The 25,888-nt window shown below is 60.8% G+C and carries 26 protein-coding genes; 18 read left to right on the forward strand and 8 right to left on the reverse strand.

The features are described from left to right. Nucleotides 1–9: 9 nt before the first annotated feature. Together BI327_RS32575 and BI327_RS32580 are read left to right on the forward strand one after the other, a co-directional pair. Entirely contained in the window at nucleotides 10–1,356 is a 1,347-nt protein-coding gene (locus BI327_RS32575; protein WP_143271730.1) for a hypothetical protein, read from the forward strand. Nucleotides 1,357–1,513: 157 nt separating this feature from the next. Then, nucleotides 1,514–1,798 carry a hypothetical protein gene (locus BI327_RS32580; protein WP_076865406.1) on the forward strand — a complete coding sequence of 95 codons (285 nt, stop codon included), beginning with the start codon at nucleotides 1,514–1,516 and terminating at the stop codon, nucleotides 1,796–1,798. A gap of 204 nt (nucleotides 1,799–2,002) precedes the next feature. Here BI327_RS32580 and glf read toward each other — a convergent pair whose 3' ends face one another. Beyond that, nucleotides 2,003–3,214: a UDP-galactopyranose mutase gene (glf, locus tag BI327_RS32585; protein WP_076865407.1), complete on the reverse strand. Its 1,212-nt coding sequence runs from the start codon at nucleotides 3,212–3,214 to the stop codon at nucleotides 2,003–2,005. Nucleotides 3,215–3,424: 210 nt separating this feature from the next. Here glf and BI327_RS32590 point away from each other — a divergent pair, with 210 nt between their 5' ends. Both BI327_RS32590 and BI327_RS32595 read left to right on the forward strand, forming a co-directional pair. Then, on the forward strand, nucleotides 3,425–4,657 hold the full coding sequence (locus tag BI327_RS32590) for a hypothetical protein (protein ID WP_076865408.1): 1,233 nt from the start codon (nucleotides 3,425–3,427) through the stop codon (nucleotides 4,655–4,657). 137 nt (nucleotides 4,658–4,794) lie between these two features. Beyond that, a complete protein-coding gene (locus tag BI327_RS32595; RefSeq protein ID WP_083742288.1) occupies nucleotides 4,795–5,982 on the forward strand; it encodes a caspase family protein in 1,188 nt (395 codons plus the stop codon). Between the two features lie 12 nt (nucleotides 5,983–5,994). On the opposite strand, the gene BI327_RS32600 is transcribed toward BI327_RS32595, so the two are convergent. Both BI327_RS32600 and BI327_RS32605 read right to left on the reverse strand, forming a co-directional pair. Next, nucleotides 5,995–6,558 (reverse strand): DUF488 domain-containing protein, encoded by a 564-nt coding sequence (locus tag BI327_RS32600; RefSeq protein ID WP_076865410.1) that lies wholly within the window; start codon nucleotides 6,556–6,558, stop codon nucleotides 5,995–5,997. Beyond that, nucleotides 6,551–6,760 carry a hypervirulence associated TUDOR domain-containing protein gene (locus BI327_RS32605; protein WP_076865411.1) on the reverse strand — a complete coding sequence of 70 codons (210 nt, stop codon included), beginning with the start codon at nucleotides 6,758–6,760 and terminating at the stop codon, nucleotides 6,551–6,553. The genes BI327_RS32600 and BI327_RS32605 overlap by 8 nt, the downstream gene beginning before the upstream one ends. Before the next feature lie 248 nt (nucleotides 6,761–7,008). Between BI327_RS32605 and BI327_RS32610 the strand changes: the two genes are divergently transcribed. Beyond that, nucleotides 7,009–7,335: a hypothetical protein gene (locus BI327_RS32610; RefSeq protein ID WP_076865412.1), complete on the forward strand. Its 327-nt coding sequence runs from the start codon at nucleotides 7,009–7,011 to the stop codon at nucleotides 7,333–7,335. Then, nucleotides 7,328–7,537 (forward strand): hypothetical protein, encoded by a 210-nt coding sequence (locus BI327_RS32615; protein WP_076865413.1) that lies wholly within the window; start codon nucleotides 7,328–7,330, stop codon nucleotides 7,535–7,537. The genes BI327_RS32610 and BI327_RS32615 overlap by 8 nt, the downstream gene beginning before the upstream one ends. 904 nt (nucleotides 7,538–8,441) lie before the next feature. Here the strand turns inward: BI327_RS32615 and BI327_RS32625 are convergent. Continuing rightward, nucleotides 8,442–9,305 carry an intradiol ring-cleavage dioxygenase gene (locus BI327_RS32625; RefSeq protein WP_076865415.1) on the reverse strand — a complete coding sequence of 288 codons (864 nt, stop codon included), beginning with the start codon at nucleotides 9,303–9,305 and terminating at the stop codon, nucleotides 8,442–8,444. 264 nt (nucleotides 9,306–9,569) lie between these two features. On the opposite strand from BI327_RS32625, the gene BI327_RS42475 reads away from it, so the two are divergent. After that, the gene (locus tag BI327_RS42475; RefSeq protein WP_159450499.1) at nucleotides 9,570–9,743 is read left to right on the forward strand and encodes a hypothetical protein; all 174 of its coding nucleotides are present in this window, start codon (nucleotides 9,570–9,572) and stop codon (nucleotides 9,741–9,743) included. Nucleotides 9,744–9,751: 8 nt separating this feature from the next. On the opposite strand, the gene BI327_RS32635 is transcribed toward BI327_RS42475, so the two are convergent. The 3 genes from BI327_RS32635 to BI327_RS32645 are packed head-to-tail and all read right to left on the reverse strand — an operon-like array spanning nucleotide 9,752 to nucleotide 12,313. Next, on the reverse strand, nucleotides 9,752–11,332 hold the full coding sequence (locus BI327_RS32635) for a 4-hydroxyphenylacetate 3-hydroxylase family protein (RefSeq protein ID WP_076865417.1): 1,581 nt from the start codon (nucleotides 11,330–11,332) through the stop codon (nucleotides 9,752–9,754). A gap of 22 nt (nucleotides 11,333–11,354) precedes the next feature. Continuing rightward, a complete protein-coding gene (locus BI327_RS32640) occupies nucleotides 11,355–11,759 on the reverse strand; it encodes a nuclear transport factor 2 family protein (RefSeq protein WP_076865418.1) in 405 nt (134 codons plus the stop codon). Next, the gene (locus tag BI327_RS32645) at nucleotides 11,756–12,313 is read right to left on the reverse strand and encodes a flavin reductase family protein (protein WP_076865419.1); all 558 of its coding nucleotides are present in this window, start codon (nucleotides 12,311–12,313) and stop codon (nucleotides 11,756–11,758) included. Before BI327_RS32645 ends, BI327_RS32640 begins: the two co-directional genes overlap by 4 nt. A 297-nt stretch (nucleotides 12,314–12,610) precedes the next feature. On the opposite strand from BI327_RS32645, the gene BI327_RS32650 reads away from it, so the two are divergent. Together BI327_RS32650 and BI327_RS32655 are read left to right on the forward strand one after the other, a co-directional pair. After that, the gene (locus BI327_RS32650; RefSeq protein WP_076865420.1) at nucleotides 12,611–13,525 is read left to right on the forward strand and encodes a LysR family transcriptional regulator; all 915 of its coding nucleotides are present in this window, start codon (nucleotides 12,611–12,613) and stop codon (nucleotides 13,523–13,525) included. A gap of 488 nt (nucleotides 13,526–14,013) precedes the next feature. After that, a complete protein-coding gene (locus BI327_RS32655) occupies nucleotides 14,014–14,709 on the forward strand; it encodes a helix-turn-helix transcriptional regulator (RefSeq protein ID WP_347337685.1) in 696 nt (231 codons plus the stop codon). 184 nt (nucleotides 14,710–14,893) lie between these two features. Here BI327_RS32655 and BI327_RS32660 read toward each other — a convergent pair whose 3' ends face one another. Further along, complete coding sequence (locus BI327_RS32660; RefSeq protein ID WP_076865525.1) at nucleotides 14,894–15,391, reverse strand: hypothetical protein; 498 nt, start codon at nucleotides 15,389–15,391, stop codon at nucleotides 14,894–14,896. Nucleotides 15,392–15,839: 448 nt separating this feature from the next. On the opposite strand from BI327_RS32660, the gene BI327_RS32665 reads away from it, so the two are divergent. The 9 genes from BI327_RS32665 (at nucleotide 15,840) to BI327_RS32705 (ending at nucleotide 25,606) form a co-directional block, all read left to right on the forward strand. Next, nucleotides 15,840–16,826 (forward strand): catalase, encoded by a 987-nt coding sequence (locus tag BI327_RS32665; RefSeq protein ID WP_394329899.1) that lies wholly within the window; start codon nucleotides 15,840–15,842, stop codon nucleotides 16,824–16,826. A gap of 443 nt (nucleotides 16,827–17,269) precedes the next feature. Beyond that, nucleotides 17,270–18,226: a helix-turn-helix transcriptional regulator gene (locus BI327_RS32670; RefSeq protein ID WP_076865526.1), complete on the forward strand. Its 957-nt coding sequence runs from the start codon at nucleotides 17,270–17,272 to the stop codon at nucleotides 18,224–18,226. A 172-nt stretch (nucleotides 18,227–18,398) separates the two neighbouring features. After that, nucleotides 18,399–19,061 (forward strand): SDR family oxidoreductase, encoded by a 663-nt coding sequence (locus BI327_RS32675; RefSeq protein ID WP_076865422.1) that lies wholly within the window; start codon nucleotides 18,399–18,401, stop codon nucleotides 19,059–19,061. An 848-nt stretch (nucleotides 19,062–19,909) separates the two neighbouring features. Then, nucleotides 19,910–20,269, forward strand: a complete 360-nt coding sequence (locus BI327_RS32680) for a hypothetical protein (RefSeq protein WP_089025657.1) — start codon at nucleotides 19,910–19,912, stop codon at nucleotides 20,267–20,269. A gap of 379 nt (nucleotides 20,270–20,648) precedes the next feature. Next, nucleotides 20,649–21,569, forward strand: a complete 921-nt coding sequence (locus BI327_RS32685; RefSeq protein ID WP_076865424.1) for an MBL fold metallo-hydrolase — start codon at nucleotides 20,649–20,651, stop codon at nucleotides 21,567–21,569. 60 nt (nucleotides 21,570–21,629) lie between these two features. After that, a complete protein-coding gene (locus BI327_RS32690) occupies nucleotides 21,630–22,382 on the forward strand; it encodes an SDR family oxidoreductase (protein WP_076865527.1) in 753 nt (250 codons plus the stop codon). 69 nt (nucleotides 22,383–22,451) lie between these two features. Next, nucleotides 22,452–22,838 (forward strand): cupin domain-containing protein, encoded by a 387-nt coding sequence (locus BI327_RS32695; protein WP_394329900.1) that lies wholly within the window; start codon nucleotides 22,452–22,454, stop codon nucleotides 22,836–22,838. 94 nt (nucleotides 22,839–22,932) lie between these two features. Then, a complete protein-coding gene (locus BI327_RS32700) occupies nucleotides 22,933–24,423 on the forward strand; it encodes an MFS transporter (RefSeq protein WP_076865425.1) in 1,491 nt (496 codons plus the stop codon). Between the two features lie 13 nt (nucleotides 24,424–24,436). After that, nucleotides 24,437–25,606, forward strand: a complete 1,170-nt coding sequence (locus BI327_RS32705) for an HlyD family secretion protein (RefSeq protein ID WP_083742290.1) — start codon at nucleotides 24,437–24,439, stop codon at nucleotides 25,604–25,606. The last annotated feature ends 282 nt before the right edge of the window (nucleotides 25,607–25,888 follow it).

Below are 25,888 nucleotides of genomic sequence, written 5' to 3' on the forward strand. Positions count from 1 at the left end.
ATGCCCGTGATGAACCGCGCTGCCCCGTTTGTCGTCGACACGTTCCTGTCCGCCGTCGCGGTCTTCATTCTTTCCGAGGCGGCCTGGGGGATCATCGGCGCAAGCGGCCAAGGCGGCGCCTTCGCGGTGGCGTTCGTGCCGCTGCTGCTCGCCCTGTTCATCGGGTGCATCGCCGCTCCGTTTCTTGCCGTCCCGATCTACGGACTTGCGAAGGGGCGCTATGGATTCGTGCTCGGGCCGGCGATTGCCGCAGCGGCCACCTATGCGACGTCAACATGGGAGCTTCAACGGAAGGAAGATGTCGTTGCAGGACTGACCAGCACGACATCCGCACCGATCGAGGCCAATCATCGCCTTCTACCCGTCGACGGCTGGCGCCTTGGCGACAAGTGCGCCACCAACTGCATCAAGGTGCTCGCCACCTCCAGCCACGCGATCGCGCTGAGCTCCGGCGACGCGCGCAACAAGCACTGGACAGTCTACACGGGAGCTGATGGCGAGATCTGTCGCGCCACGGAGAATATGGGGCTTACACTGGAGTTCCTGCGGCTCGGATATCCCGGCAAATGCGCAACCCGGCAGACCATCGCCGATTTCGATGATGGGCTCATCGTGCGCGTGCGCACGCCCGATCCGCGCTATTGGCCGGCCGCTGATCTGCCAAAGTCGTTCCGGGGAACGGTCTATGAGAGCTTTGAACGCGTAGACGGCAAGGACCGGCTGCTGGCCCGCCATATGGTCGGATACATGGGTCAGGAGATGTCGGGCCTGATGCTGCTGTTCGGCAAGCGCCCGCAAAAGCTGGATGCAGGCCCGCCGCTCGACGAAGACTCCTTTCTGGCCAACGCCATCAACATGCCGGCCGACTTGCTGCTCAACCCTGCGGACCCGTTCCCGCTCGACCAGGTGCTTGGCGAGATTGAAAGCCATCTCGACCGCAAGGACATCGTTCCCGGCAGCAGGGATATGCCAATGGCCTTCATCGTACAGACCGCGTGGGAAGCGGTGATGCGAATTCAGGGGCCGCAGGATCCCGACATCATGAAACGCCACATCCTGTCCCTGCTGACCAGTCGCGAGCCTCGTCGCATCGAGCTTGCGCTGCTCGGGATGAATCTGCTCCCGCCGAACGATCAAAAGCCGCTTCCCGATGCAGACGGCCCTCTGTTCGACCTCGCGTTCATTCCGTTATCCGATCGGAGCATATCCCTGCTGTACACCGCGATGCAGTGGCAGTTCGCTCCCGGGCGAACGCCACCGTCGTCCGACATTCGCGAACGCGCCAAGGCTCATCTGAGCGACCCGGATCGCGAGGCGTGGCAGCGCCAGGTCCTGGCGAAAATCAGCGTACTCTAGCGTTGCCGGCGGAACGACGCTCGATCGTGCGGCGCAAGCCCGCTCACCAAAACCTGATGCCATTCTCGCGCAAATGCACCCTCATGAGCTGCATGGCAGATCCAGGAACACCGCTCCATGGCGGTCGTTGGTCGCGACACCAGCAAGGAGTGTATCAATGCAACGGAACACCAAGATCCTGGCCCTGGCCGCAGCATCGCTGATCGCAACGACAGCAGGTGCATTCGCACAGGGCTATTATCCGTATGGGAGCCCCGATGCACGGTACTACGGCGGCCCACGCTACGGTGCGCAACCGTATGTGACGTATAATCAGGCGGAACCGGGCTGGTATGGCGCGATGAACGGCACCAACCACCCGACGCCGAGTTCGACACAGGGCGACGTTGGTCCTGAAGGGAACAACAACGGCACGCTGACCGGCGTCTACCGGCGGTGGTAGCCGCGCAAATGTGAGGCCCGTCGCTCGGCTTGAGCGACGGGCCTTTTTGCTGTTCCTCAGGTGGTGAAGATCGAAGCCGCAGCGATGCGGCTTATTTCACCATCGCGCCGTAAACGATGTCCTGCATGTTCTCGCGATAATATTTGCGCAGCTCGGCGGGCGATTGGTATCGCTATTTTGCCGCCCCGCTTCGGCAGGAATTGATCACGCCGGCAAGGGCGACGACAAAGCGTGGCGGCGCGCGGCGCTGCCGCCCGTGCGGATGTCTCCGCCCGCGAAGAACGGCTCAACCTCGTGCTCGAACGTCTTCAATGCGGCGCCGATCGCCTGGTGCATGTCGAGATATTTGTAGGAGCCGAGCCGGCCGCCGAAGATGACGTTCGGATGCGACGCCGTCATGGCGTGATAGGACGCCAGCATGGCGCGGTCGGCGGCCGTGTTGATCGGATAGTACGGCTCGTCGTTGCGGCCGGCGGAGCGGGAATATTCGCGGTAGATCGTGGTCCGCGCCCCGGCATGCGCGCGCTCCGGATGCAGATGCCTGAACTCGTGGATCCGGGTGAACGGCACCTCGGCATCGGCATAGTTGATGACGGCGGCGCCCTGGAAATCGGCGACATCGTGCACCTCGCGCGCGAAGTCGACGGTGCGCCAGCCGAGATGGCCGCAGGCATAGCCGAAGAAACGGTCGATCGGTCCGGTGTAGATCACGAGCTGGCGCGGATGAATGCGGTCGGCGATGTCGAAATAGTCGACGCCGAGCTCGACCGCGATTTTTGCGTGCTCGAGCATCCGGCGGAAGATCGCGGTGTAGCCACTGGCCGGCATGCCCTCGTAGCGGTCGGCGAAATAGCGATCGTCGAAGGTGAAGCGCACCGGCAGGCGGCCGATGATGTCGGCCGACAGCTCGCGCGGATCGGTCTGCCACTGCTTCTGGGTATAGCCGCGGATCAGGAGATCGTAGAGCGTGCGGCCGACCGAGGCGATCGCCTTGTCCTCGAGATTGCCGATGCCAGCCGCGCCATGCGCCGCTGCTTCCGCCGCGATCACCGCGCGCGCCTCATCCGGCGACATGATGCGGCCGAACGCGGCGCACACCGTCGCGAGGTTGATCGGCATCGAATAGACGCGGTCCTTTGCCACCGTGAAGACGCGATGACGGTAGTCCGTGAATTCGGTAAAGCGGTGCAGATAACGCCAGACGGTCTCGGAATTGGTGTGGAAGATATGCGTACCGTAGCGGTGCACCTCGACGCCGCTGTCGGGGTCGACCTCCGAATAGGCGTTGCCGCCGATATGCGGCCGGCGGTCGAGCACGCAGACACTTTTGCCGAGCCTGTTCGCCACCTGCTCGGCGATCACGGCGCCGAAGAAGCCCGCGCCCACCACGACGACGTCGAAACTCTCAAGCTGCATGTGGCCCCCGCCCCGCGCGGGCCCGGGCGGCCGTCCGCCGCGACATCCCGACGGAGCTTCAACGGCGCTGTGGCCGACTTCCGGCGAAGAATTTGGTTAAGGGCGCGATAATTCCGAGCCCGGAACCGCCTGCTCAACCGTTCAACTGACAGCATGCGAAGCGCTGGATTTGGCCGCGCGCGCAGCAACAGCATCACGCGCGGGGGCCCGATGTCCGTAATCTGCGTCCTGTATTCCAGCAACACGACCTATGATTCGCTGCGCGGCATCCTCGCGATGGCCGCCGCCGAGCTCGACCGGCTCGGGCACGAGGTCAAGATGCTCGATCTGCTGGCGCCGGATTTCTCGGCCCGCCTCAACGCCCTGCTGCCGCGGCGGACCGAGACGATGGCGCTCGGCTTCTCCGGCATCGGGCTCGATATCCACACCAAGGACGGAAGGCTGTTCTGGGACGTCGCCCAGATCCCGGTCTTCACCTGGTTCTGCGACCACCCCTGCTACTTCGCCAAGCGGCACGGGCTGGAGAGCCGCTACACTGCGCATGGCTATGTGTTTCCGGACCATGCCACGTTCAACCGCGATCACCTCGGCGCCAACGGCAGCGTGTTCGCGACCCATATGGGCATCCCCGATCCCGGCTTCTTCGGCGGCCTGCCGCCCGAGCGGCGCAACGGCCGGCTGATCTTCGCCAAATCAGGGTGGAATCCGCTGGGGCTCGAGCGCGGCTGGCGCAAGACGATGCCGCCAAAACTGTTCGCATTGCTGTTCGACGCGATCGCCGAGGCGCGCGGCAAGACCTGCGGCGCGTTCCCCAAAATCATCGTCGACGTCGCCGAGCGGCATCTGGTCTATCTGAAGCCGGGCGGCGACCTGTTCAACGTGATCCTGACCCGGCTCGACAACTACACGCGAGGCGTGCGCACCCGCGAAGTGGGCGCGGTGCTCGCCGATTATCCGGTCGACTTCATCGGCGGCGGCTGGAGCGATCTCGATGTTGCCGGACGCCCGGCCCGCGTGCTCGGCGCGATGACCTTCGATGCGATGCGCGAGGGCCTGGGCGGCTATCTCGGCGCGGTCTCGCTCAATCCCAATATCGACCTGTCGGTGCATGACCGGGTGTTCTTCGCGCTCGGCGCCGGCACCGTGCCGGTGTTCGACGCCAATCGCTTCTCGGCCGCGGAGATGCCGCAGCTCGCCCGCTACAGCTTCGCCCAGGACACGACGAGCATCGCAGCGGCCGTCGAGGCGGTGCTGGCCGATCCCGCCGCGGCCCAGGCGGCAACCGCCACCACGATGAGCGAGCTCTATCCGCGCTTCTCGATGCAGCGGTCGGTGCAGGACATCCACGAGATCACGATGTCGATCGCGGGCGCCGCCGGCTCCGGGTTGTTGCCCGCCGAGCCGGTGCCGGCCGGCGTCTGGACGCCGAAGCAGGCGGCCTGACCGCGCGCGGCCGGTAGCCCGCATGAGCGCAGCGATATGCGGGGCCAGCACCCAATACTCTCCCCCGGATATCGCTACGCTCATCCGGGCTACGCCTGCCGCCATTTCCGTGGCTGGCTCGCTCCAGCTGCGATACCATGGACCTATCATCTCCGCTCGGGTCCAGCATGAACCGCCGCGCCTTCGTTTCGGGACTGGCTGTTGCCACGATGCTCGCGGGCCTCGCGCCGGCCGCGGCCGACGGCAGGCGGGTGGCGCTGGTGATCGGCAACGGCGCCTATAGAAGCGTGCCGGCGCTGTCCAATCCACCGAATGATGCCGGCGATATCGCCGCGGCGCTGAAGCGCCTCGGCTTCGCCGTCACGCTGGTCAGGAACGGAAGCTTCGACGACATGCGGCGCGGCCTGATCGCGTTCGGGCGCGAGGCGGCCGGTGCCGACATGGCGGCGGTGTACTTCGCCGGCCACGGCATGGAGATCAACGGCGACAACTGGCTGATCCCTGTCGATGCCGAGCTGAAGCGTGACACCGACGCTGCGAACGAAGCGATCAGCCTGCAGAGCGTGATGCTACAGGTCTCCAACACCGGAAGTCTCGGCCTCGTCATCCTCGACGCCTGCCGCAACAATCCGTTCGCGGCGAAGATGAGCCGCTCGCTCGCAACCCGCGCCACCACAACCAGCGGGCTCGGCCGCATCGAGCCGGTCGGCAACGTGCTGGTCGCCTATGCCGCGCGCGACGGCACCACCGCGCTCGACGGCGACGGCCGCAACAGCCCGTTCGCCGCAGCGCTGCTGCGCAACATCGAGACGCCCGGCGTCGAGGTCACCTTCATGTTCCGCAACGTCCGCGACGACGTGATGGAGGCGACGCGCAACGAGCAGCAGCCGTTCGTGTACGGCTCGCTGTCGCGCAAGGCGATCTATCTGGCGGCACAGCCCACCGCCGATGCGGCGGGCGCAAAACAGGCGAACGCGGCGCCGGCGGCCGCGGCTCCCGCATTGCCGGCGCCGCCCGCAACGTCAGCCGGCGCCATCGATCCCGCGCTGGTCGGCACGTGGCAGCTCATGGTGGCAAGCGGCCGCGGCCAGTCGCGCTGGATCTGGCAGATCCTGGCCGACGGCACCTACAAATTCCACGCCGAGCCGTTCCGCTCGGCGCAATCCCACGAAGGCACCGTCACCTTCGCCAATGGTCGCTGGACGCTGCATGCGCTGAAGGGGATGAGAAACTACAGTGATGCCGGCACCTACGAGGTGCACGACGCGACCGCCGTGATCACCGGCAAGCTCGGCACCGGCTACTGGAAGCGCAGCATGGAGTGAGGGGACTACTGCTCACAAGTCCAGTTCACCCGTGGCCGGATAGACCACCGTCCGATCGCCCTGCACGACCGCACCTTCGGTCAGGCGCGCGGGCTCCAGGCGACCGTCGCCCATAATGTGCACGACGGTCTCGCCTGCCGCAATCAGATAGTCGGCGACGATGCGGCGGTGGCAGCGCCACCACACCGCTTCCGAGCACATCATCGCGCAGCGTTGCGCGTGGCCCTCGTCGCGCAGATGCTGCAGGCTCGCGTGAAACTGCGGCGACAACGCATAGTCGGCGTAGTTGTGAAAGCTCTCATTGCTCCAGAACCCGTTGACCGAAGGCGCTACGCCGCGCGCCTTGCCGCGGAGCCCGCCGAGATCGGCCAAATGCTCATAGGAGATGCCCGCGGCCTCAAGCGGCTTCGGCAGCGTGTCCTTGTTGAACTGCGGATTGGTGCGCGACCGCGGCACCGTCCTGATGTCGACGACGCGCTCGATCCTGGCCGCGGTGAGCAGGACGACGAAGTCCTCGAGGCTGCGGTTGGAATGGCCGATCGTGAAGAACGGCAGCGCCGCGCCCTTGCTAGGCATGATGCAGCGCGCTGCCCTTGTGGGCCGCGACGTGATCGGTCTTGTCGCTCTTGATCTCGTATTGCGGATCGGCCTCCGAGGCACGGTGCGTGTGCCCCTTGTAGTCGAAATCGCGCGTGTGAACCGCGATGATGGTGCCCGAGACGCGGCCGGCCTCGGAATTCCATCTGACGTGATCGCCGACCTTGAATCGCCTGGTCATGTCGCAACCTCCGGCTTGAGTTGAGCATACCTCGTTCCGATGATCCGGCTCAGCCAACCTGACCGGCACAGCATAGCGGGCTCGTGGCAAACCGGCGAAGCCGATCCAGGTTCCCATTGCTCACGCTTCATGTCGCGCCTGCGCCCCGCCGCACGCAATCGTGGCGCCACCGCCGACAGTTCAAGATTCAGGTTGTATTATTGACGATATGCACGTAGATTTCGAATGCGATCACAAGTGGAGGGGCCATGCCGCTGCACCATAACGTTGATCCGAAATTTCCCTATGACGGTCCTGATTTCGACGAGTTCTGCATTGCGGAGAATGGATATCTGAAAGCGTCGCGTGATCGCAGCCCCTGCATCACCTGCGCCCTGTCCAAGCTTTGCCAGGCCGGCTTCGAGAAGCAGGTACATCTTGCCGTCGAGGGAAAGGATCCGAGCCTGACCAAGGACTGCGAGCTGACCGCGAGCGACCTGACCGCGGAGCGGCTGCTCTCAGGATTGAGCGAGGAAGAAATCGCGTTCGTCAAAACCCATATCTCAAGCCTGGCGGAGGAGTGCGGAAATGGCTGATACAGCATCGATGCAGCTCGAAGCGAAGAAGCAGCTGGCTGCGAAGGCGGACACCGTGGCCAAGCATCAACTCGAGGCAAAGCGCCAGCTGGCGGAAAAGGCGGCGCTGACCAGCCGGCACCAGCTCGAGGCCAAGAAGCAGCTCTCCGAGAAGGCCAATCTGGTCGCCCGGATGCAGCTCGCGACCAAGAAGAGCAGCTGATCGGGCGCTCGGCGTCCCGCAGGAGGAACGCTGAGTCACCGCGCCGGCTCAGATGCGACCGCGCGTCGGGCTGATCGAGCGCGGTCTCCGCAAGCGCGGCGGCAACAGGCCGATCGCGATCAAGGACAATGGAGTCGCCCGCGAGATCGCATTGATCTTGTGCCGTGTTGGTCTTGTGCCGGGGAAGAATGGTGCCAAAGGGCGAGATCGAGCCATCCGGCTTCGCCCTTCGGGCTATGCGCCTGTGCGGCGCGATTGCTGACTATGGGAGCATCAAGGGGGATGGTGCCCAGGGGCGGGCTGGACATCCGCCAAACAAACTACAGCATTTTCAATGACTTACTTAATTTATCGACTGAGGCTTTGTACCACTTAAATGTGCTTATGTCGACCGAGCTTCTGCATTGCAGGAGCGGACGGTCACGGATAACGTCACACCGGCATGGAAGCTGGTGCGCGTCAGCACCCCCAGCGCGGGAACGTTCTTATCGGGAAGCCGCAAGGACACCAATACACTTATCTTGGATATGGGACGACCAACTCCGGGGAAGGACGGCGGTCCTCCAGATACTTCGGCGATGGACAGCCAAATCCTCTACTCGATCCTGGAGCAGGCTTTACCTGCTAGTAGGCCGTAACTCGCAGTCTCGCTACAACAGGCCGCACTGTGGCGCCACGCTCGCATGCTCACCGGCCAGGAGGATGCTGGGATCCGCTTCGAATTTGAAGGGGAGGGTCGCTGTCGGCCTAAGGCTTGGCGCGGCAGGCCGCGAACGGACGATTGAGCAGGTAAAGTCGCCGCTGCACCCACTAAACATTTATGCACCTCATGAGCGCGTCACAGCCAGATGCATGACTTCATATTCACTACACGTTTGACGGGCGGCGTCGCGCAAAGACCACCTCACGATGAATGCAGGCCGAAGTCGTAGTGCAGATGGAAGAAGCGCGAGTTTCGGAGGAGGCCATCCGGCGCCTGCCCTTCCGGCATCTCGATGAACTCCCGCACCAAGCTGTCCTTGACGCCGAAGACAACGTCGGTGTCGAGATACTGGTCGCCTTCTGCGAATACGTGCGTCACCAGTTTCTGATAGCCGGACGCCGAAATCATGAAGTGGATGTGCGCCGGGCGCCACGGATGCCGCCCCTGCTTCTTCAGCATGTCTCCGACTGGGCCGTCGTGAGGAATTGGATATGCAGCCGGCTTAATGCTCCAGAAACTGAACTTCCCATCTCCATCCGTCGAGAACCTCGCCCTCATCGCTAGGCCACCAGTCTCCTCGAGTTGCTGGACGTCGTAGTAGCCGTCGCCGTCCGAATGCCAGACATCGACAATGGCGCCCCTGATCGGCGTGCCGTCTGGAGCATTTACCGTTCCCGTGACGATCAGCGGCTCACCTGCGAGACCGCCAGAGATGTCATCGCCGCGCTCCTTCTCGGGAGGCCCTTCTACGTAGAAGGGCCCAAGCACAGTCGACTCAGTGCCGCCATTGGCCGCTCCGTGATTGATAGCGTCCACGAGCATCGAGACACCGAGCGTGTCTGACAGGAGCACGAACTCCTGGCGGGTGTCACTGCACATTTTTCCGGTATCGGTCAGGAACGCGATGCCCTTCTCCCATTCTTCGAAAGTCGGCCGCACCTCTCTGACGAATGCATGCAAATGTCGAACCAGCGCGGCGCTGACCTGAGCCGTCCGTTTGTCGCTCGCGCCTGAAAGGCGGTCGATGACCGCGTCGGTGATCGTGATTTCGTCGAAGTTTCGCATGGCTCCCCGTCTTTTTCTTCTTTGGTGAGATCTCTCAAATCCTGTAGTCGTCTATCTGGATCGCGTTCGGCGGACGGCCGTCACACGCCGTACGCAGAATCTCTCGAATCGACGAGTGGTCGAAGGGGCGGGAATTCCAGTAGGCGTTCTTCATCGCGAGCTTCGTGGCTCGCTCGATCTTCTCTTCTCCGAGCTCGGCTCGCTCAGCGATGTCGACGCCTATGACCGAGCCTCCCTTCGCGCCGCTGGAACGCACCGCAAACGATGAATGCTCGCGTCAAGTTCAACCGATTGATCTCGCTGCTTATCGATTCGATGGTCCGCGAGCCAAACAACGCGCGTGTCGGCACGCCGGAAAACGTGAAGCGTGGCATCATCTACCTTCAAGGGAGCTGGGAGCCCGCGGAAGCCGGTCGGGGCTTCCGCGGTCTTGAGTGACGCTTGGCTTACTCGGCCGCGTCGTTCATGTAGGACTTCTTAACGTCCTGGGCTTTGGCGTAGTCGGGCTGGAAGCGGACACTGGCGTAGTGGGATTTTTGCTCGGCCTCCTGAGCACGCTTGCCGAGTTCCGCCGTGTCGCCGAAACCGAGAACCTGCCGCGCCAGTTCGGTCAGCGGGCCATCGACCTGATATTCGGTTCGCTGCATCGTAAGTAGATTGATGAGGTAGAGAGGCGTGCCGTTGAACTTCTCGAACATCTCGTGGCGGTTGCCCCATTCGCTCAGGAACCGCTCACTGATCTGACGGAAGATCTTGATGCGATCGTAGGCGCTGATCTCCGCGCCGCGGAGAGCCTCGGCGAGCTTTGGACCGATGTATGGATCTTCCATCTCGCGCTTCGACGGTTGAATAACAACGCCGCGACCGCAGAAATCGATCAGCATGTTCACCATCTTGGCCTGGTTCTCGAGATAGTAGGCACGGCCGAAATCGATGTAGATGTTGTTCGGTTTGAACAGGCCCCCGGGCGTCGCGAATCCCGTCTCTTCGGCAGCGATCATGAAGGCCCGGCAAGTCTCCCGGAACCGGATGAGCTCGGCGAGCTGGGCCGCGACGACCGGGTTGGTGCTAGTGCCCAACGACTGGGTCAGAAGCAGAGCGAGACCGACCATCAGTTCAGCGTGGACGCAGTGACGGATTTGGGTCTCGAGATGCACCCAGTCGAATTGGCGCTGCGGATACCACTTCGCGTGATCCGGGTTGCCAACATGCTGCACGCGGTCCCACGGAATCAGTACGTCATCGAAGTAGACCATCGCGTCGAGCTCGTCGCCGATGGTTGCCAGCGGACGATCGTACGGATCTGCGTCCGGCTGTGCGTTCGACTTGCGGGCTACGACCGAAACGCCCTTGGTAGCGATCGGCACCAGCGCGTAGACGGTCTGCTCGGCAGTCTGGCCGGGGCGCCACAGGTTTCCGATAAGGAGGTGATTGACGAACGGAACGGACGTGCCGATTGCCTTCCAGCCGCGGACGAGGATACCATCGTCGCGCTCTTCGATGACCTTCAGCATTGGCGTCTCGGCCATCGCATTGTCACGGCCGCGATCGAATTGGACGTCGAGGAACATCGGCGAGATCGCCAGGTCCTGAGACGTGACCTCTTCCCACTGACGCTGAATATTGCCGGAGAGATCGCGTTTCTTGCCGCTGAAGCGCGAATTGTCAGACCAGGGCTTCTGGTCATCCACCTGGGTGAACATAACCACATTCATGCCGGCTGGCGGCCGCGTGAAGATACCACCCTTGAAATGACGGCAGAGGAAATCGCAGTACTCGCGGCGCTTGACTACATCTTCCTTCGACCGCGGAAGGAACCAGTGCATCGACTGACGCTTGCCCTTTTCGTCGACGAAGGTTGCTATGTCCTGATTCTTAGGGTCGAGGTGAAGATCGTAGTATTCGGCGATCGCATTCGCATACCCTTTCGTCATGGGATGCGTGGTCACGTCCTCGATCAGCTCGCCACCGACATAGACGCGGCGACCGTCTCGCAGAGATTGAAGATACTCAGCACCGGTTCTCATAGTTCACTCCTCCATGGGGTTCCTAGGAAATTTGTCGCTGGAACGTCGCTGCGTCCCAGTAGTCCTCGCTGTGGCGTATCCGACCGTCTTCGACTTCGACGAGTTGGACGCCGCGTAACGAAATGGTCTTGGCTTCAGTCGCGCCGTTCTTCCGCGGAGCGGTCGCATGCATGACGTAGGAGACGGCAATCGCTCCGTCGCGCCCCACGATCATGGACTTCACTTCCCAGTGGACGTCCGGGAGCCAACCGAACAGCTTCTGCATGCCTACCGCGATCTCGGCGGCACCCTGCTTCGTCTTGAGTTGGGAGATCTCGTCGTGCGTTGCATCGTCGTGATAGAGCGCGAGGATCGCACGGTGATCGTGCCTGACGTAAGCATCGAAGAGCGAGTTGACGACTTCTTTCGGGGTCGACACGGACATCATGCGCGCGCCTCCAATTCGACGCCGAGCATGTAGCGGCCCTGTCCGTAGAGTAGCGGCGGGCCTGCAGCCGGGGCATGAATGCTTTCGATTTCGGCAATAGCGATGCGATGGCTTCCGACCGCGAGCTGCTCGACTGCCCGACATTCAAACACGATTGACGCCTTGCGCAGCCGCGGAACACAGTTTCCTCGGGAAAAGTCGTCCGGCAGTAGGATGTACTCGTCAATGAACTTGTCGACGTGAGGTCGCGAGCAGAGCTCCGATAGGTGAAGCTGGTCTTGAGTGAGGAGATTCACCGCGAAGCGCCCGCCTTCCCGCACGTGCGTGGCGGTCACGGTCTTATTGTTTAGGCAGATCAGTATCGTCGGCGGCTCGGTGCAGACCGAGGTGAACGAGTTGATCGTCATCCCCCAGGGTCTGTCGCCATGCCAGGTTGTTACGACGCTGACGCTTCCGACGAAGTGCCGCATCGCTGCCCGGAACGCCGCCGCATCCGTAATCGTCCGCGAGGGCGAAACTCCGAGGTCGTTTCCAAATTCCGAGTTGTTCTTCATGGTGCGCCTCGTTGCGACTTACCTATGTCGCAGAGGCTAAGTGGCGCGCGTACCCGCCGTCTAATCGATAATAAATATTCCAACTATCCGCCGCATCGATTCATCCGCCTTATGCTCGTTGAGACGCCATGCGGGAAGCAAGGGGCGCGCGGACATAGCAACGCAATTGCGGCAGCATTTCGCAACCGCAATATGAGCGATATCGCCGCTCCGAACGCGCTAAAGCGACCTCATTCCGATAGTGCAAGGCGATGCAAATTGTTACGGTTTGCAGTCTCGTCCATCGGGAGACCCGGGGTGAACCTACGAAATATCGACCTCAACCTGCTCGTGATACTCGACGCGCTCCTCACCGAGCGCAACGTGAGCCGGGCCGGCCAGCGCATTGGCCTCAGCCAGTCGGCGATGAGCGCGGCGCTCGCGCGACTCCGCGAAGTCTTCCACGACCCATTGCTCGTGCGCGTTGGGCGTGATCTGGCTCTCACGCGGAATGCGGAGGACTTGATCGTTCCTCTGAAGGAGTCTCTTGGCAAGGTCGAACAGATCCTGCTGCGTCGTCCTGGATTCGATCCGGCGACCGACGTCCGGACGTTCTCGATCAGTGCGTCCGACTATGCGGGGTTGGTGCTGCTCACGCCGCTCGTCAGGATGGTCGCCAACGAAGCTCCGAATGTGACGATCCATCTGCTGCCTCGGGCTCGCGACGCCGCACGCGTGCTACAGACGAGCCAGGCAGACATTGTCATCGAGCCGATCGAACTCTTCGGACCGAACGACTATCCGACGGCCTCGCTGCTGCGCGATCGCTGGCTTTGCGCCGTCGATGCAAATCACCCCGACGTCAAAGACGACACGTTGACCGAGAAGCAGTTTCTAGAACTTCCGCACCTCGTCTACGGCATCGGAGACGATCGGCAGCTGAACCTCGCCGATCAACATCTTGCCGATACCGGCATTCAGCGCCGGATCGAGGTGACGGTCGAGAGCTTTCTGTTGAACCCGTTTCTGATCAAGGGGACGCGGCTCGTCAGTCTCGTGCTCGAACGCGCGGCCAGAAGACTGATTGGCACGATAGATATCAAGCTGCTGGAGTCACCTATACCCGTTCCGGACATCCACGAGGCCATGTACTGGCACCCGCGCCATACAACCGATCCGGGACACAGGTGGTTGAGAGAGAAGCTGCTTAACGTCGCGCAGCAACTCGATTGAGGCGCTTTTGCGATCACCCTAGCCGCGCGGTTGCCTCTCGACCATCGCGTGCCTTAGCGCGACAAGGACGGCCGACTTAAAGTAGAGTTCGCTCGACCGATCTACCGATCGGCGCGCTGGACGGCGGCGCGCTGATCAGCAATAATTACATGGCGGACAGCAACTAGAACTCAATCTGCCCTTCCGCGTTATCCGATTGGTCGACCCATATCGCACAGACCGGCTTTGACGGTCAGAAGTATAGAGACCTTCTGCACCTTCGCTATACACCGTCGTCGCTGATCACGCGATCCCTGCGTGGCGCTGAGATTACCGCCACCGAAACTCGCGATGACAATCCGATTCATGGCCTCTGCGGACGATTTCCGCTCGAGGACGCCTACATCGTTAGCCTGAAACTTCGCGAATATTCTGCCTGCGAATACTCGGAGCACGGCCGGTGTGTCACAAAGATCGATATCCGGCCAGACACGACATATTTGTACGACATGAAGTGCGATCCTCGCTTTGTGATCGATAAACCGCATCACTCCCTTCATTTTTATGTGCCTGCCGCGGCGCTGAATGGGATTGCAGAGCAGTACGGAGCGTGGCGTGTCGGACAACTCGATTGTCAGTTTGGTAACGGATTTTGCGATGAGGCCGTGCACCACATCGGTGCGTCGCTCTTGAAGGGCTTGCGTCGACCATTCGAGGCGAACCAGCTTTTCGTCGACCACATGATGCTGGCGTTCACGGCACACGTCGCTCAGTCGCATGGACAACTGCGCAATGCTGCCCCCTTAAGCGGAGGCCTCGCTCCCTGGCAGGCAAAGCGGGCCTGCGAAAAGCTCGAAGCTGATCTCAGCGGCAAACTTACGTTGCAAGAAATCGCAGCTGATTGGGGCATTTCGGCCAGCCATTTTTCGCGAGCGTTTCGGGCGACCATCGGCCTGCCACCGCATCAATGGTTACTTCGCCAACGCATCAGCGCGGCCAAGCAGTTGCTGAGTGTCCGTAGCCTATCACTCGCTGAAGTCGCAATAGCGGCCGGGTTTGCTAATCAAAGCCACTTTACGCGCGTATTTTCAACTATGGTTGGCGCGCGTGGCGTCGCGAAATTCACGGCGGCCCGAAAAGTGAGACGTAAGGTAGGGGCACGGCCGTCGTGCTCGGCATGTTGGCATCTGCTCTGGGCTGCATAAGAACGATTTCAAACTGCGTCGTTCTAAGAAGCTAAGAACCGGGACTGTTATCGCGGGCGATTTTCCGGATGGGGCCCGTCAGGTCCACCGGATTGAGCGTTGCAATCGACCGCCTCCATCCTGCCGATCAGCAGCCGGTGGCGTCCGCGCCCCCACTCTTACCGACGGAGAGGGCTGCGTGCCGCTAAGCGGTCGGCGTCACCCGGTATCGCCGTATCACGCCGATAATGACGACGACAAAGAATGCGAGAACGATACCCTGGACGACAATGAACGGCAGCTCGGCCGGCGGCACGCTTGGCGCCAGCGCGTGCAATGCCGGCACTTTCAGGAAGGACTGGATCACGAACACGAATACGTTGAGATAGAGCGAGACAAGCGCGGATAGCGCGTAGATCCAGCGCCAAGCACCGGTTTGCCTCTTTCTGTAGCGCGCAAAGCAGGCGATTGCCAACAGAACCAGAGAGAGAATGCCGATTATGTGCGACGGCAGTAGCTTGTCGAACAGCAGCGGCGGAATCAGGAATCCTGAAGCGCTCGCAAGAATAGTGAAAGCAAGGAAGGTCCAAGTAAGACCCGGCATCTGCCTCGAGCCGAGCATCCCAAACATCACGACCAGGCCCGCCACGATTGCAACCAAGCTGATGATCACATGGGCCATCGTGAACGTCGTCAAATTCATACCCAAGATTACAACACTCCCTAACAGAAACGTATGGTTCTCATGCTCGCCGACGCTCCGATGAGCGACAGGCTGAGCCGCCTTCGGTAACAGGTCTTTTAAGGATGGGGCACCACCTTTGGTGGCAATTTTGGTCATTGGCTGGATCCTTGAAGTGTAATTCTATCGGCCTTGGCTTTCTTCAAGATCACCTTCGCTCTCCGCCCGGTGAATATGGCACCGTGATGATCTAGCGGATGGGCGCCATGACTACGCCAGAACAATTGCTGTGCTTTTAGAGCTATTGCGGCTAATCCGCGCCTTGCCCAAGGGCTGCAGGATTTATCAGGATCCGCGATGCCCCGTATCGGCCAACGTGGACTGCATGCCGCGGTACGCTTGCGGTATTCCTTCGCGCACGTGTCCTTCGCAAACCGTTACGGCTGATCGTAGCAGGATCGGAAAAGGCATGACCGTTTTGGGAAAGACGCCGGACCCGCGCTGGGCTAAATGTTCGCCGATGTTCGAACCCAGGGTTCTGCTCTGTACAAGCTCCCAAGAGGCCGCGAGCCCAGCGTCCATCGTGGATGCGCTGAAGGCTGCGGCGGGTGAATCGCCAACGGAACGTTCTAGCTTTGCCAGAGGCTGCTGCGTGCGCGGCACCTATGTCCCGTCGGATCGAGCCAAGGAAATCACAAGATCCCGCAGTTTTACCGAAGCATCTCGCGTGCTGGCTCGTTTCTCAGTAGGCGGCAATCCGACATTGGCGGATACAGACCGTCCCGTCCTGCGGCGCTTCAGCTTCCGGCTGGGCAGCGACGGGCATCGCTCGGAACTCCTTACGCAGAACGCGCCAGTGCACTTCGCAAGGACGCTGGACCAAATGTTGGCTCTTCTGAAGGCGGCCATTCCCGGACAGAATGGCAAGCCGAATGCGAAGAGGATCAAGGCATTCTCTGCCGCTAATCCTGAGACTCTGCGCCAGGCACAATGCCTCGCGGCGCAACCATTGCGATGGAGCTTTGCAGACACTACCTATTGGGCCGTGCACGCCTTTCCGGCGACAAACTCACGTGACGAGACGCGCTTCATCAAGTTCAAGGTGGCGCCGGTCAGTGGAGACGGCACACTAACCGATGACGATGCAGCGATAGTGCCTTCCGACATCTTGAATGATGAGCTCGGTTTGCGGATCGCAACTCGCGATGTCAGGTTCAGCGTGATAGCGCTGCTCGATCGTCCCGGCGATCCCGTTATGGACTTAACGATACGATGGCCCGAAGAGGACGAGCGCGAAGCGGTGCGATTGGGTACGATCGTCATCACTGGCGTTGAAGCAAACGACGAGATCATCCTCGAGCCTGGCAATCTCGCGGAAGGTATCGGCTACCCACCGGACGAGATGTTTGCAGCGCGCTGCGTCGCTTACGCCATCTCACGGGCAAAACGCCGATGACAGGATCAAGCTCCTGCTATCACGTTTCGCCTTCCGACGCGCTTCGCTTCTCGCCCGGCCAACCACCTGGGACCACTGACGAGCGCGTCCTCGTGAGGTGGCTTTGAATACCATTGCGATCTCTGACGGCGCCGGACTAGGAAGCGTCAGCAACTTGCTTCACCGCCTTACCCGCCTCGGCCCAGCTCAAAGAAAGTCAGCGTCGCTGTCCATTTGCCAGCGACAATGCCATTCAGCAGATGCTCATATTGCGAATTTGGTTGCACAGCAGCAAACGCGACCATTCGCCTCGTCGTTGCAATTTCGATTGCAGCTGATACGTAATCGCTTGTAGCAGGATTGGGCAAAGTGCGATTGTTTTAGGAAGGACGCAAAACCGGTCGAGCACCCAGAATGCGCGTCGAACGCTCAACGAAATGCCCCTCACAGGCGAGGACAGATTCATGAGCAGCACGCCAAGCTTACCCAATCGTTCGCATAACAATCAGACAGAGACTTCCCAGGCACAGCGGAGCGATTCGCCAATCGGTGAGTGCCCTCACGCCGATGCCGAAATGAAGCGTGTTCTCAAAACAACGCCACTCCACATGGCTTCAGACCCATCGAGCGGCGTGATTACGTTCTGGAGACACGACCCCCTGCACGACGTCGTGCGGCCCATGGCCGACCACGTCATTATGACATTCCCCGCCGAGCCAGTGCGGTTTGAGCGCCGCGACGGAAAAGTGTCTGTAAATGGAATGACTCGTCCGGGGACCTTGACAGTCATTCCGGCCGGTTCAACCTCGCGATGGGACATCTACCAGCCCCTGAGTGTTCTTCAGCTCTACCTTCCTCAGGCGACGCTCGATCGCGTTGCACACGAAGCTGGCACAGCCGCTTCCGGTGAACTTGTGGAGCGAACTGCACATCCGGATCCCATTACATCCCGATTACTGCTGAGCGCGGCAGACGCCTTGGAAGGCTGCGCGGCGCTGGATACGCTGTTCAGGCACCAACTGACCGATCTTTTGGCCACGCGCCTGCTTGCCGCGCACGTCGGCGCGCCAGCGACATTCCATCCGACCATCGGCGGGCTGGCGCCCAAAGTGCTGCGTCGCGCTATCGAACGCCTGCGTTCGGAAAACAATGCTGACCTTTCTCTCGGAGCGCTGGCCAGCGAGGCCGGCCTATCGCGCTTTCACTTCTGCCGCGCCTTCAAAGAGAGTACAGGGCTTTCGCCCCACGCTTGGTTACGTCAATATCATCTCGAGCGGGCCATGATGATGCTGCGTGACACCGACGATGCAATTGTGTCGATTGCAGCCGCTCTGGGCTATTCCTCGCAGACCGCATTCGCCGCGGCATTTAGAAAGCTGACCGGTGAGAGCCCAAGCGATTGGCGGCGACGCGTGAGGTGAGCACTTCGCCGACATTTGCTGGGAGCAAATGCCCGCTAGTGCCTTGGTACACGCTTATAGGCATGATCGATCGAGCGGCCACGACGGTAAAACGACAATGTTTTCCGTCCAATGAGCAGATTATTTTGCAACGCGACTCCACCAGTTTGAGGTAGCGCGAAAGGACTGGTAGATGAAAACATTTCTCAGCCTGGGAGCGGGTCCAGGGATTGGCTTAGCAACCGCCGAACGTTTTGCCAAAGAGGGATTCCATGTGGTTTTGGCCAGCCGCGACGTCGCGAAAACGCACGAACTGGCCGAACGGCTGATTGCAAGAGAGTACAAAGCCAGCGTTCGCCGGGTCGATGCAAGCAATCCAAGGAGTGTCATGGAAATGGTCGCCGATGTTCAGAAACAGCACGGCTCGATCGACGTCTTGCACTACAACGCCGCATCCCCGCGCAAGGCGACCCTTTATGAACAACCTCTTGATAGCTTCAATGCTGATCTCGCAGTGAACATCGGAGGAGCGCTCGTAGCGGCTCAGGCAGTCACCCCGAAAATGGAAGCGCAGAAATCCGGTACGATCCTATTGACTGGAGGTGGCTTCGCACTCGCTCCCAATCCGGACTACCTCTCGATCAGCATCGGAAAGGCTGGTCTTCGTGCTTTGGCTCAAGGACTTTTCGAACCGCTCCGGGAAAAGGGGATTCACGTCGGCACGGTGACTGTTTGCACCTTCGTTTCCCCGGCTTCGAATGAGGCCTCAGCGGTGGCTGAACACTTCTGGCAACTTTATGGCCAGCCGAAGGACTCTTGGACGGTCGAGGTCATTTACAGCCCGGCGAGCGCATGACCGAGAGGCCGGCTCCCGGCGACGCCACAAGGCGCTTCAAATACGACATATTCTAGTTGGCCGTACAAAGCACACTGAAGACCGACCATAGGTCACCCCGTCCGAAGAACCGGCGAAGGCCGAAGCGATAGCGGAAGTTCAGGCGTTAGCAGCAATTGCTCTACAGATACGGCAATCGCTCTGGCGCGACCAAAGGACCGATCCGCTAGATTCCCACGGTGCCCGCGTTCAACCGGACGGAGAGATAAGATGATCTGGAAGAGCATCTTTGGATCCCGTGCACTCGCACCGCGACGGCGAGTTGTCGCAGCCGCAATCGTTTACGGGCTTTCGTTGGCCGTTCGCTTCACGTCAGCAACAGGTGAGGAAATCGAGATCCCGGTGCGGTACGTGCATTCTACCAAATCAATGATGTCCGCTCCAACCAGAGGCGGCACTCAGTTTCCTTACGCCGACTGGAGCTTGAACCCCACCCAAGCGGCTTTTCGTTCTCCACGCCTTGGCCGGTTCGGAACGTGTGACTGACGTCTTCACGCGCAAGGTGCCGCGGAGACCTGCCCCGTCCAGATTGGCATCAGTGACCGAGAGGTTGTCGTGGCCGATCTCACTGACCGCACCGCGCGGCCTTGGCCGCAGGAGGGACGTACTTCAATTCAGGTGAGGCTTCGACCGACAACGCCATTATTCGGAGTGAGGCTGCTCGCTCGCAACTATGGCCGATCGTCCGCCATTGACTTCTTGAGCTGGTCGGCTGACGCGCGCGAAGGCATTGCGATCTCCGCCAACGCCGGCCGGACTCCAAAGCGACCATACGCAAGCGAGCCGTTGTTCAAGAGAGGAGAAGTACCTTGAAGACGCATTCACTCTGGATGATTACAACCAGTTGCTTCATCGCCTTGACATCCGCTGCGCAAGCGCGATCGGCCTATGATGGTTCTTGGGACCTCGTCTTCGTGACCCAAAAGGGTGCCTGCGAGCCCAGCTATAGCTTCACCGTCAATGTTTCTGACGGCATCGTCTCGCACCCGAATCTTCTCAAATTCAGGGGACACGTGGCACGATCTGGCGCGGTGCATGCGTCAGTCGCAGTTAGCGACAAATATGCTTCCGGCTCCGGCAGGCTCGTCGGCTCCGCCGGCCAAGGCAGATGGAGTGGCCACGCCGGCAGTTCGCTATGCTCCGGCTACTGGACCGCTCAACGCAGTTAAATGTACCCAAGGCGACGATTCAGAGGCCTCCAAATGGTCGGCAGAACCAACACGATCGAAAGTGTAGCTATCTCTGCTGCGCTGCGTCGTCGCCGGACCGGATGCCAGCTTGGTTCTTCCCGTTTCTACAATGAGAGCTGCACCAACGTGGGGCTCCGCGCCAAGGCTTTCCCGAGCGATTGGCCCCGACGCACCTTAACAGCAATCGCTCTTCAAGCCCGGCAATCGCTCTGGCGCACCGGCAGCTTTGATCGGCTAGACCATCATTACGGAGACACACCCGCAATGAGCGGATCACGGGCCTCCGAACACCTCATAGCATCACCCGCTTCCCACGCGGGAAGCGCCCCGCCAAGATCGAACGCAGGAGTTTGCAGAGATGAATGAGACGATCCGACGCACTCAGCAACAGATCTCACATGCCGTTAACGACGAGCTAGTTCCGTCGCGCTACGCGCTTCGGATTGGCGAGATTGACGTGCTGGTGATCAGCGATGGCGTGCTGACGCTGCCAGGCGCGATGTTGGCCCACAACGCCGATCCGGCTACGCGGGCGGCCTGGCTAAAGGACAATTTCCTCCCGCCGGACGCGTTCGATTGGGCGCTGAACGTGGTCGTGGTGCGCAGCGGCGGCCGGACCATCCTGGTCGACGCCGGGATGGGGGTTGAGTTCCCATTGCCGCGGGCCGGGCAGTTGGTCCACCGATTGGAGAGCGCCGGCATCGATCTGTCGTCCGTGACCGACGTAGTGCTGACTCACATGCATATGGACCACGTTGGCGGACTGCTCGTCGACGGGGTGAAGGACCAGCTGCGTCCTGACCTGCAGATCCACCTCGCGGCCGCCGAGGTCAAGTTTTGGGAAGCGCCCGATTTCTCCCGCGTCTCCATGCCGCCGGGATTCCCGGACGCGCTGCGGGCGACCGGCAAGCGGTTCTTGAACGAGTACCGCAGTCGGTTTCGGACGTTCGATGAGCAGTACGAAGTGGCGCCTGGGGTGGTCGTCTGTCGCACTGGCGGCCACACCCCCGGACACAGCGTGGTCCGCCTTTCGTCCGGTGGCGAGCGGCTGACGTTCGCCGGCGACCTCGTGTTCACGGTCGGGTTCGAACACCCCGACTGGCACAACGGCTTCGAGCACGATCCCGAAGAGGCGGCCCGCGTCCGGGTCCGTCTATTGCGAGAGCTGGCGGCGAACCGCGAGCTGCTGGTAGCCACACATATGCCGTTCCCGTCCGTCGGTCATGTCGCAGTCGATGGTGACGCTTTTCGTTGGGTCCCGGCCATCTGGGATTATTGATTGCCTTTGTTGAGTGCCAACTAGCAAGTCGTAAGTCAGAGCAACACGATGGAGGAGACCATGAAGATCGTCGTGATCGGCGGCACGGGCCTGATCGGCTCGAAGACTGTCGCCATTCTCCGCCGGAGCGGCCATGAAGTAATGGCTGCATCGCCCAAAAGCGGCGTCAACACCATAACCGGCGAAGGACTCAAGCAGGCCATGTCGGGCACGCAGGTGTTGCTCGACCTCGCCAATTCGCCTTCGTTCGAGGATAAGGCGGTGCTGGAATTCTTCGAGACGTCTGGCCGCAACCTGCTCGCGGCCGCGGCGGCGGCGAATGTCCGGCACCATGTGGCGCTATCGATCGTCGCGACCGACCGTACAGACAATGGCTATTTCCGTGCCAAAGTTGCTCAGGAGAACCTGATCAGGTCCTCCCGCATCCCTTACACTATCGTGCGCGCGACCCAATTCCTGGAATTCGTCCGCGGCATCGCCGATTCAAGTGCAGATGGAAACAAGGTCAGGCTCCCACCCATCCTGTTCCAGCCTATCGCCGCGGACGACGTCGCTGCCAACGTCGCGGATGTGGCACTCGCGGAGCCGCGAAACGGAATCGTGGAGATCGCTGGCCCGGAACGAGCGCCACTCAATGAAATTATCGCTCGTTATTTGAAGGCCGTTGGTGATCCGCGCGAGGTCGTGAGCGATCCGGAGGCGACATACTGGGGTGGCCGGGTCGAGGAGCACTCGCTGGTGCCGTTGGGCGAGGCGCGTCTCGGGCGCATTGGTTTGGATGAATGGCTTCGTCGCTCAGAAGCAGCAGCCTAGTCCACATCGCGAGCGACGCCCGTTCGGCCACGGGCGGGCGTCGACCAACAGGCGAAGGAGCCGACCATTATGATGAAATCCACTGCTTTGGTTCTGCTGTGCCTCATGACCGGCACGGCATTGGCTGAGGGGCCTAAGGTCACGCCACTCATGTCCAAGGATCTTCCGGAAAGCCCCGGCAGGGAAGCCCTGATGATCACGGTCGAACATGCGCCAGGCGGGACAAACGCCGTTCACCGACACAATGCTCATGCGTTTGTCTATGTCCTTGAGGGGTCCGTCGTGATGCAAGTGAAGGGCGGGCAACCGGTGACACTGACGCCAGGACAGAGCTTCTATGAAGGGCCCGGAGACATTCACGTCGTCGACCGGAACGCAAGCGACACAAAACCAGCCAAGTTCCTGGTGGTCTTGATCAAGGACAAGGGCGCCCCAGCGCTCGTGCCCGCACAGTAATCGTCGTCACGACTCATTTGCAGTTGCCCAGTGTCCTGCGGCGACGGTCACAGCCGTCACGCTCGCCGGCACGGCTAAACGCGCGGGATTTGCCATGAGTATGAGGCCAATCTTAGGCTTGCTCGGCGTGTTGATCGCAGCAATGAGCAGCGAGTTCAACGACACCGTAACGTCAATCGCGCTCGTCGATATTCGAGGTTCTCTTGGAATCGACTATGATGCTGGCACCTGGATCGAAAGCCTTTACGTCGCAGGACTTGCTATTGGGATGACTTTCGCGCCTTGGTGCGCGGTGACATTCACGCTTCGCAGGTTCGCCCTTTGCGTCGTCGCTGCGGTCACGGCATCAACTCTTCTCATCCCATCGGCGCATAACCTGCAGGTAGTCCTGATCTTGCGCGTTATCCAAGGCTTCGCCGGCGGCCTTACGATCCCTCTTCTCATGACAACGGCGTTGATGGTGTTGCCGCCATCTATCCGTCTCTACGGCTTGGCCGTGTACGGACTGACAGCCACGTTCACATCTCCTTTCAGTGCCTCGCTCGCCGCGCTCTGGACTGATGTCATCGGCGACTGGCAATTCGTCTTCCTGGCAGCACTTCCTTTGGGCGCTCTGGCGGCTGTTCTGGTCTGGTACGGCATGGATCCCGGCGAGCCCGAATACAGCCGGCTCAAGCTATTCGACTGGCGCGGTGCGCTGCTAATCATTCTGAGCTTCGGCGCTCTCACCACGCTGTTGATGCAAGGCGATCGGCTGGACTGGTTTAACTCTCCCCTCATCTGTGTCCTCGCACTGGTTTGTATCATCGCTATCCCGTCGCTCCTCATCAACGAGTGGTTCCATGCACTGCCGCTGCTGAAGCTGCAAATGCTGCTGCGGCGCAACTTCGGATATGCAGCGCTCGCCCTTTTTACTTTCGTAGTGCTCAGCGCCTCTTCGACGCTGATCCCAACGACGTTCCTGGCAAGTGTGCAAGGCTACAGACCGACCCAGGCTCATCTGATTACGCTTGTCATCGCGCTCGGCCAGTTTGTGATGTTACCGGCAGTGGCGTTCTTGCTCGATCACCGGAATGTGGATGCGCGTGCGGTTACGCTTATTGGCCTTGCACTGATGATGATCGCCTGTCTTGGTGCATCGTCCGTCGACGTCACATGGCATCGCGATCAGTTCTATGTCTGGCAGGTACTCCAGATGGTTGGTCAACCGATGATCGTCATGCCCTTACTGATGATGGCAACGAATACGGTGCGTTCTCACAGCGAAGGTCCGCTCGCTTCGGCACTAATCAACACCACGCGCGCTTTGGCCGAGCCGGTGGGAATCTGGCTTATCGCGCTCATTGAGCGTTGGCGTGGCGCTCTACATTCTGAGCGACTTGTCGATCAGATTGGCCTCAATCGTTTCCAGAAAAGCACGGGAAGCCTTGAACAGTCAGCCGAGGCAGTCACGCAGCAGGTGCACGCTCTCACGACAGCCGATATCTATCTCGTCATGGCCGCCCTCGTCGCCGGCTTTGTGATGCTGGTGATGATTCTCCCTGAGCGTACCTATTCGCCACGTATTCTGTTTGCCAAGAAATAAGGAGGCTATTGCCATGCTTCTCCCCCCCGACAATGTCAACACCGGCGAACCCATGCCGGCGGGTGCTCTTGTCCCCGGCAGTAAGGTCGAACAGGCTCCTGCGAAGAAGCGAACCCGCTGGCCTTGGCTTCTGGCTGGTGGTGCCATCGCAGCAAGCGCCGCTACCGTACTTTGGCGCATCTACGTCCCGCAGGCTGATGTCTGGACAAATGATGCCTATGTACGCGTACACTATACAACGATCGCGTCGCGGGTCGCCGGTCAGATCACCTCGGTGGCCGTCGATAACAACCAAATGGTCAAGACCGGCGATCTCCTGGTTCAACTTGACGATCGCGATTTTCGCGCCGCCCTGGACACAGCGCAGGCAACGCTAACGCGTGATCGCGCTGCGGCTGCGAATGCTACCGCCAATATCAGCCGTCAAACAGCGTTGATCGCCCAGGCCGACGCTCAGCTAACAATGGCAAAGGCGCAGCTGAGCTTCGCAGAGAAGGATGCCAGTCGCTACAATCAGCTCGCCTCCACGGGCGCTGGCACTGTGAAGATGCAACAACAAGCGGACACCTCTCTGTTAACGGGCGAAGCATCGGTTAGCGGCGCCAAGGCCGCGCTGGAGGCCGCGCGCGCGCAGCTCACGGTCGCCAAGGCAGAAGAAGATGCGGCCATGGCCACGGTTAAGGCGGACGAAGCCCGGCTGACACAGGCGCATCTCAATCTTTCTTACACGCAGATTCGCGCACCCGTCGACGGCATGATCGGCCAACGCGCCGTACAGGTCGGAAATTATGTCAATCCAGGTGCCGGACTGATGGCTGTCGTGCCGCTCTCCGACGTCTATATCGAAGCGAACTACCGCGAGGTCCAGCTGAAGCACGTCCAGGCGGGGCAACATGCCCGCATCCATGTCGATGCCTATGACATCGATCTCAAGGGTACGGTGCTCGGCGTGCCTGCAGCCACAGGGACGACTTTCGCGGCGATAAAGTCCGAGAACGCTACCGGCAATTTCACGAAGATCGTGCAGCGCTTGCCGGTCCAGATCATGCTGTCTCCAAATCAGCCACTCGCGCGGCTCCTTCGGGTCGGCCTCTCGGTTGAAGCTACGGTGGAGACTGGCCTGGAAGACGTTGTCGGCGCCCATCGGACGCTCGATGCGAACCTCCTATCGCGGGATCCCTAGTCCCTTCGACCGCAGCTAATGGGTACGCATCCGGCGATGACCGGCCTGTCGAGTGAGACGCGCTGTTGGGAACTGTCCTAACGGATTGTGATAGGCGCAGTTGCAGTGCCCAAGTCGAGCGCTCGAAAATGGTAGACACGTGCCGGCGGCAACGCTGGTCCGAGGATGATAAGCTCAATCTTATCCTGGATGAGCTTACACGCGCTGCGTCAGGTCGCGGGCCCCGGCTGATGATAGGATCGTAGCAGCGATATCGAACCAATTTGCTTTGACATCGTTGGT

The sequence above is a fragment of the Bradyrhizobium mercantei genome (genome assembly GCF_001982635.1).
Classification (GTDB): domain Bacteria; phylum Pseudomonadota; class Alphaproteobacteria; order Rhizobiales; family Xanthobacteraceae; genus Bradyrhizobium; species Bradyrhizobium mercantei.

Coding starts and splice junctions, on each gene's coding strand:
- BI327_RS32575 (WP_143271730.1), top strand. CDS start 10: ATGAACCGCGCTGCCCCGTTTGTCGTCGACACGTTCCTGTCCGCCGTC.
- BI327_RS32580 (WP_076865406.1), top strand. CDS start 1,514: ATGCAACGGAACACCAAGATCCTGGCCCTGGCCGCAGCATCGCTGATC.
- glf (WP_076865407.1), bottom strand. CDS start 3,214: ATGCAGCTTGAGAGTTTCGACGTCGTCGTGGTGGGCGCGGGCTTCTTC.
- BI327_RS32590 (WP_076865408.1), top strand. CDS start 3,425: ATGTCCGTAATCTGCGTCCTGTATTCCAGCAACACGACCTATGATTCG.
- BI327_RS32595 (WP_083742288.1), top strand. CDS start 4,795: ATGGACCTATCATCTCCGCTCGGGTCCAGCATGAACCGCCGCGCCTTC.
- BI327_RS32600 (WP_076865410.1), bottom strand. CDS start 6,558: ATGCCTAGCAAGGGCGCGGCGCTGCCGTTCTTCACGATCGGCCATTCC.
- BI327_RS32605 (WP_076865411.1), bottom strand. CDS start 6,760: ATGACCAGGCGATTCAAGGTCGGCGATCACGTCAGATGGAATTCCGAG.
- BI327_RS32610 (WP_076865412.1), top strand. CDS start 7,009: ATGCCGCTGCACCATAACGTTGATCCGAAATTTCCCTATGACGGTCCT.
- BI327_RS32615 (WP_076865413.1), top strand. CDS start 7,328: ATGGCTGATACAGCATCGATGCAGCTCGAAGCGAAGAAGCAGCTGGCT.
- BI327_RS32625 (WP_076865415.1), bottom strand. CDS start 9,305: ATGCGAAACTTCGACGAAATCACGATCACCGACGCGGTCATCGACCGC.
- BI327_RS42475 (WP_159450499.1), top strand. CDS start 9,570: ATGAATGCTCGCGTCAAGTTCAACCGATTGATCTCGCTGCTTATCGAT.
- BI327_RS32635 (WP_076865417.1), bottom strand. CDS start 11,332: ATGAGAACCGGTGCTGAGTATCTTCAATCTCTGCGAGACGGTCGCCGC.
- BI327_RS32640 (WP_076865418.1), bottom strand. CDS start 11,759: ATGATGTCCGTGTCGACCCCGAAAGAAGTCGTCAACTCGCTCTTCGAT.
- BI327_RS32645 (WP_076865419.1), bottom strand. CDS start 12,313: ATGAAGAACAACTCGGAATTTGGAAACGACCTCGGAGTTTCGCCCTCG.
- BI327_RS32655 (WP_347337685.1), top strand. CDS start 14,014: ATGAAGTGCGATCCTCGCTTTGTGATCGATAAACCGCATCACTCCCTT.
- BI327_RS32660 (WP_076865525.1), bottom strand. CDS start 15,391: ATGAATTTGACGACGTTCACGATGGCCCATGTGATCATCAGCTTGGTT.
- BI327_RS32665 (WP_394329899.1), top strand. CDS start 15,840: ATGACCGTTTTGGGAAAGACGCCGGACCCGCGCTGGGCTAAATGTTCG.
- BI327_RS32670 (WP_076865526.1), top strand. CDS start 17,270: ATGAGCAGCACGCCAAGCTTACCCAATCGTTCGCATAACAATCAGACA.
- BI327_RS32675 (WP_076865422.1), top strand. CDS start 18,399: ATGAAAACATTTCTCAGCCTGGGAGCGGGTCCAGGGATTGGCTTAGCA.
- BI327_RS32685 (WP_076865424.1), top strand. CDS start 20,649: ATGAATGAGACGATCCGACGCACTCAGCAACAGATCTCACATGCCGTT.
- BI327_RS32690 (WP_076865527.1), top strand. CDS start 21,630: ATGAAGATCGTCGTGATCGGCGGCACGGGCCTGATCGGCTCGAAGACT.
- BI327_RS32695 (WP_394329900.1), top strand. CDS start 22,452: ATGATGAAATCCACTGCTTTGGTTCTGCTGTGCCTCATGACCGGCACG.
- BI327_RS32700 (WP_076865425.1), top strand. CDS start 22,933: ATGAGTATGAGGCCAATCTTAGGCTTGCTCGGCGTGTTGATCGCAGCA.
- BI327_RS32705 (WP_083742290.1), top strand. CDS start 24,437: ATGCTTCTCCCCCCCGACAATGTCAACACCGGCGAACCCATGCCGGCG.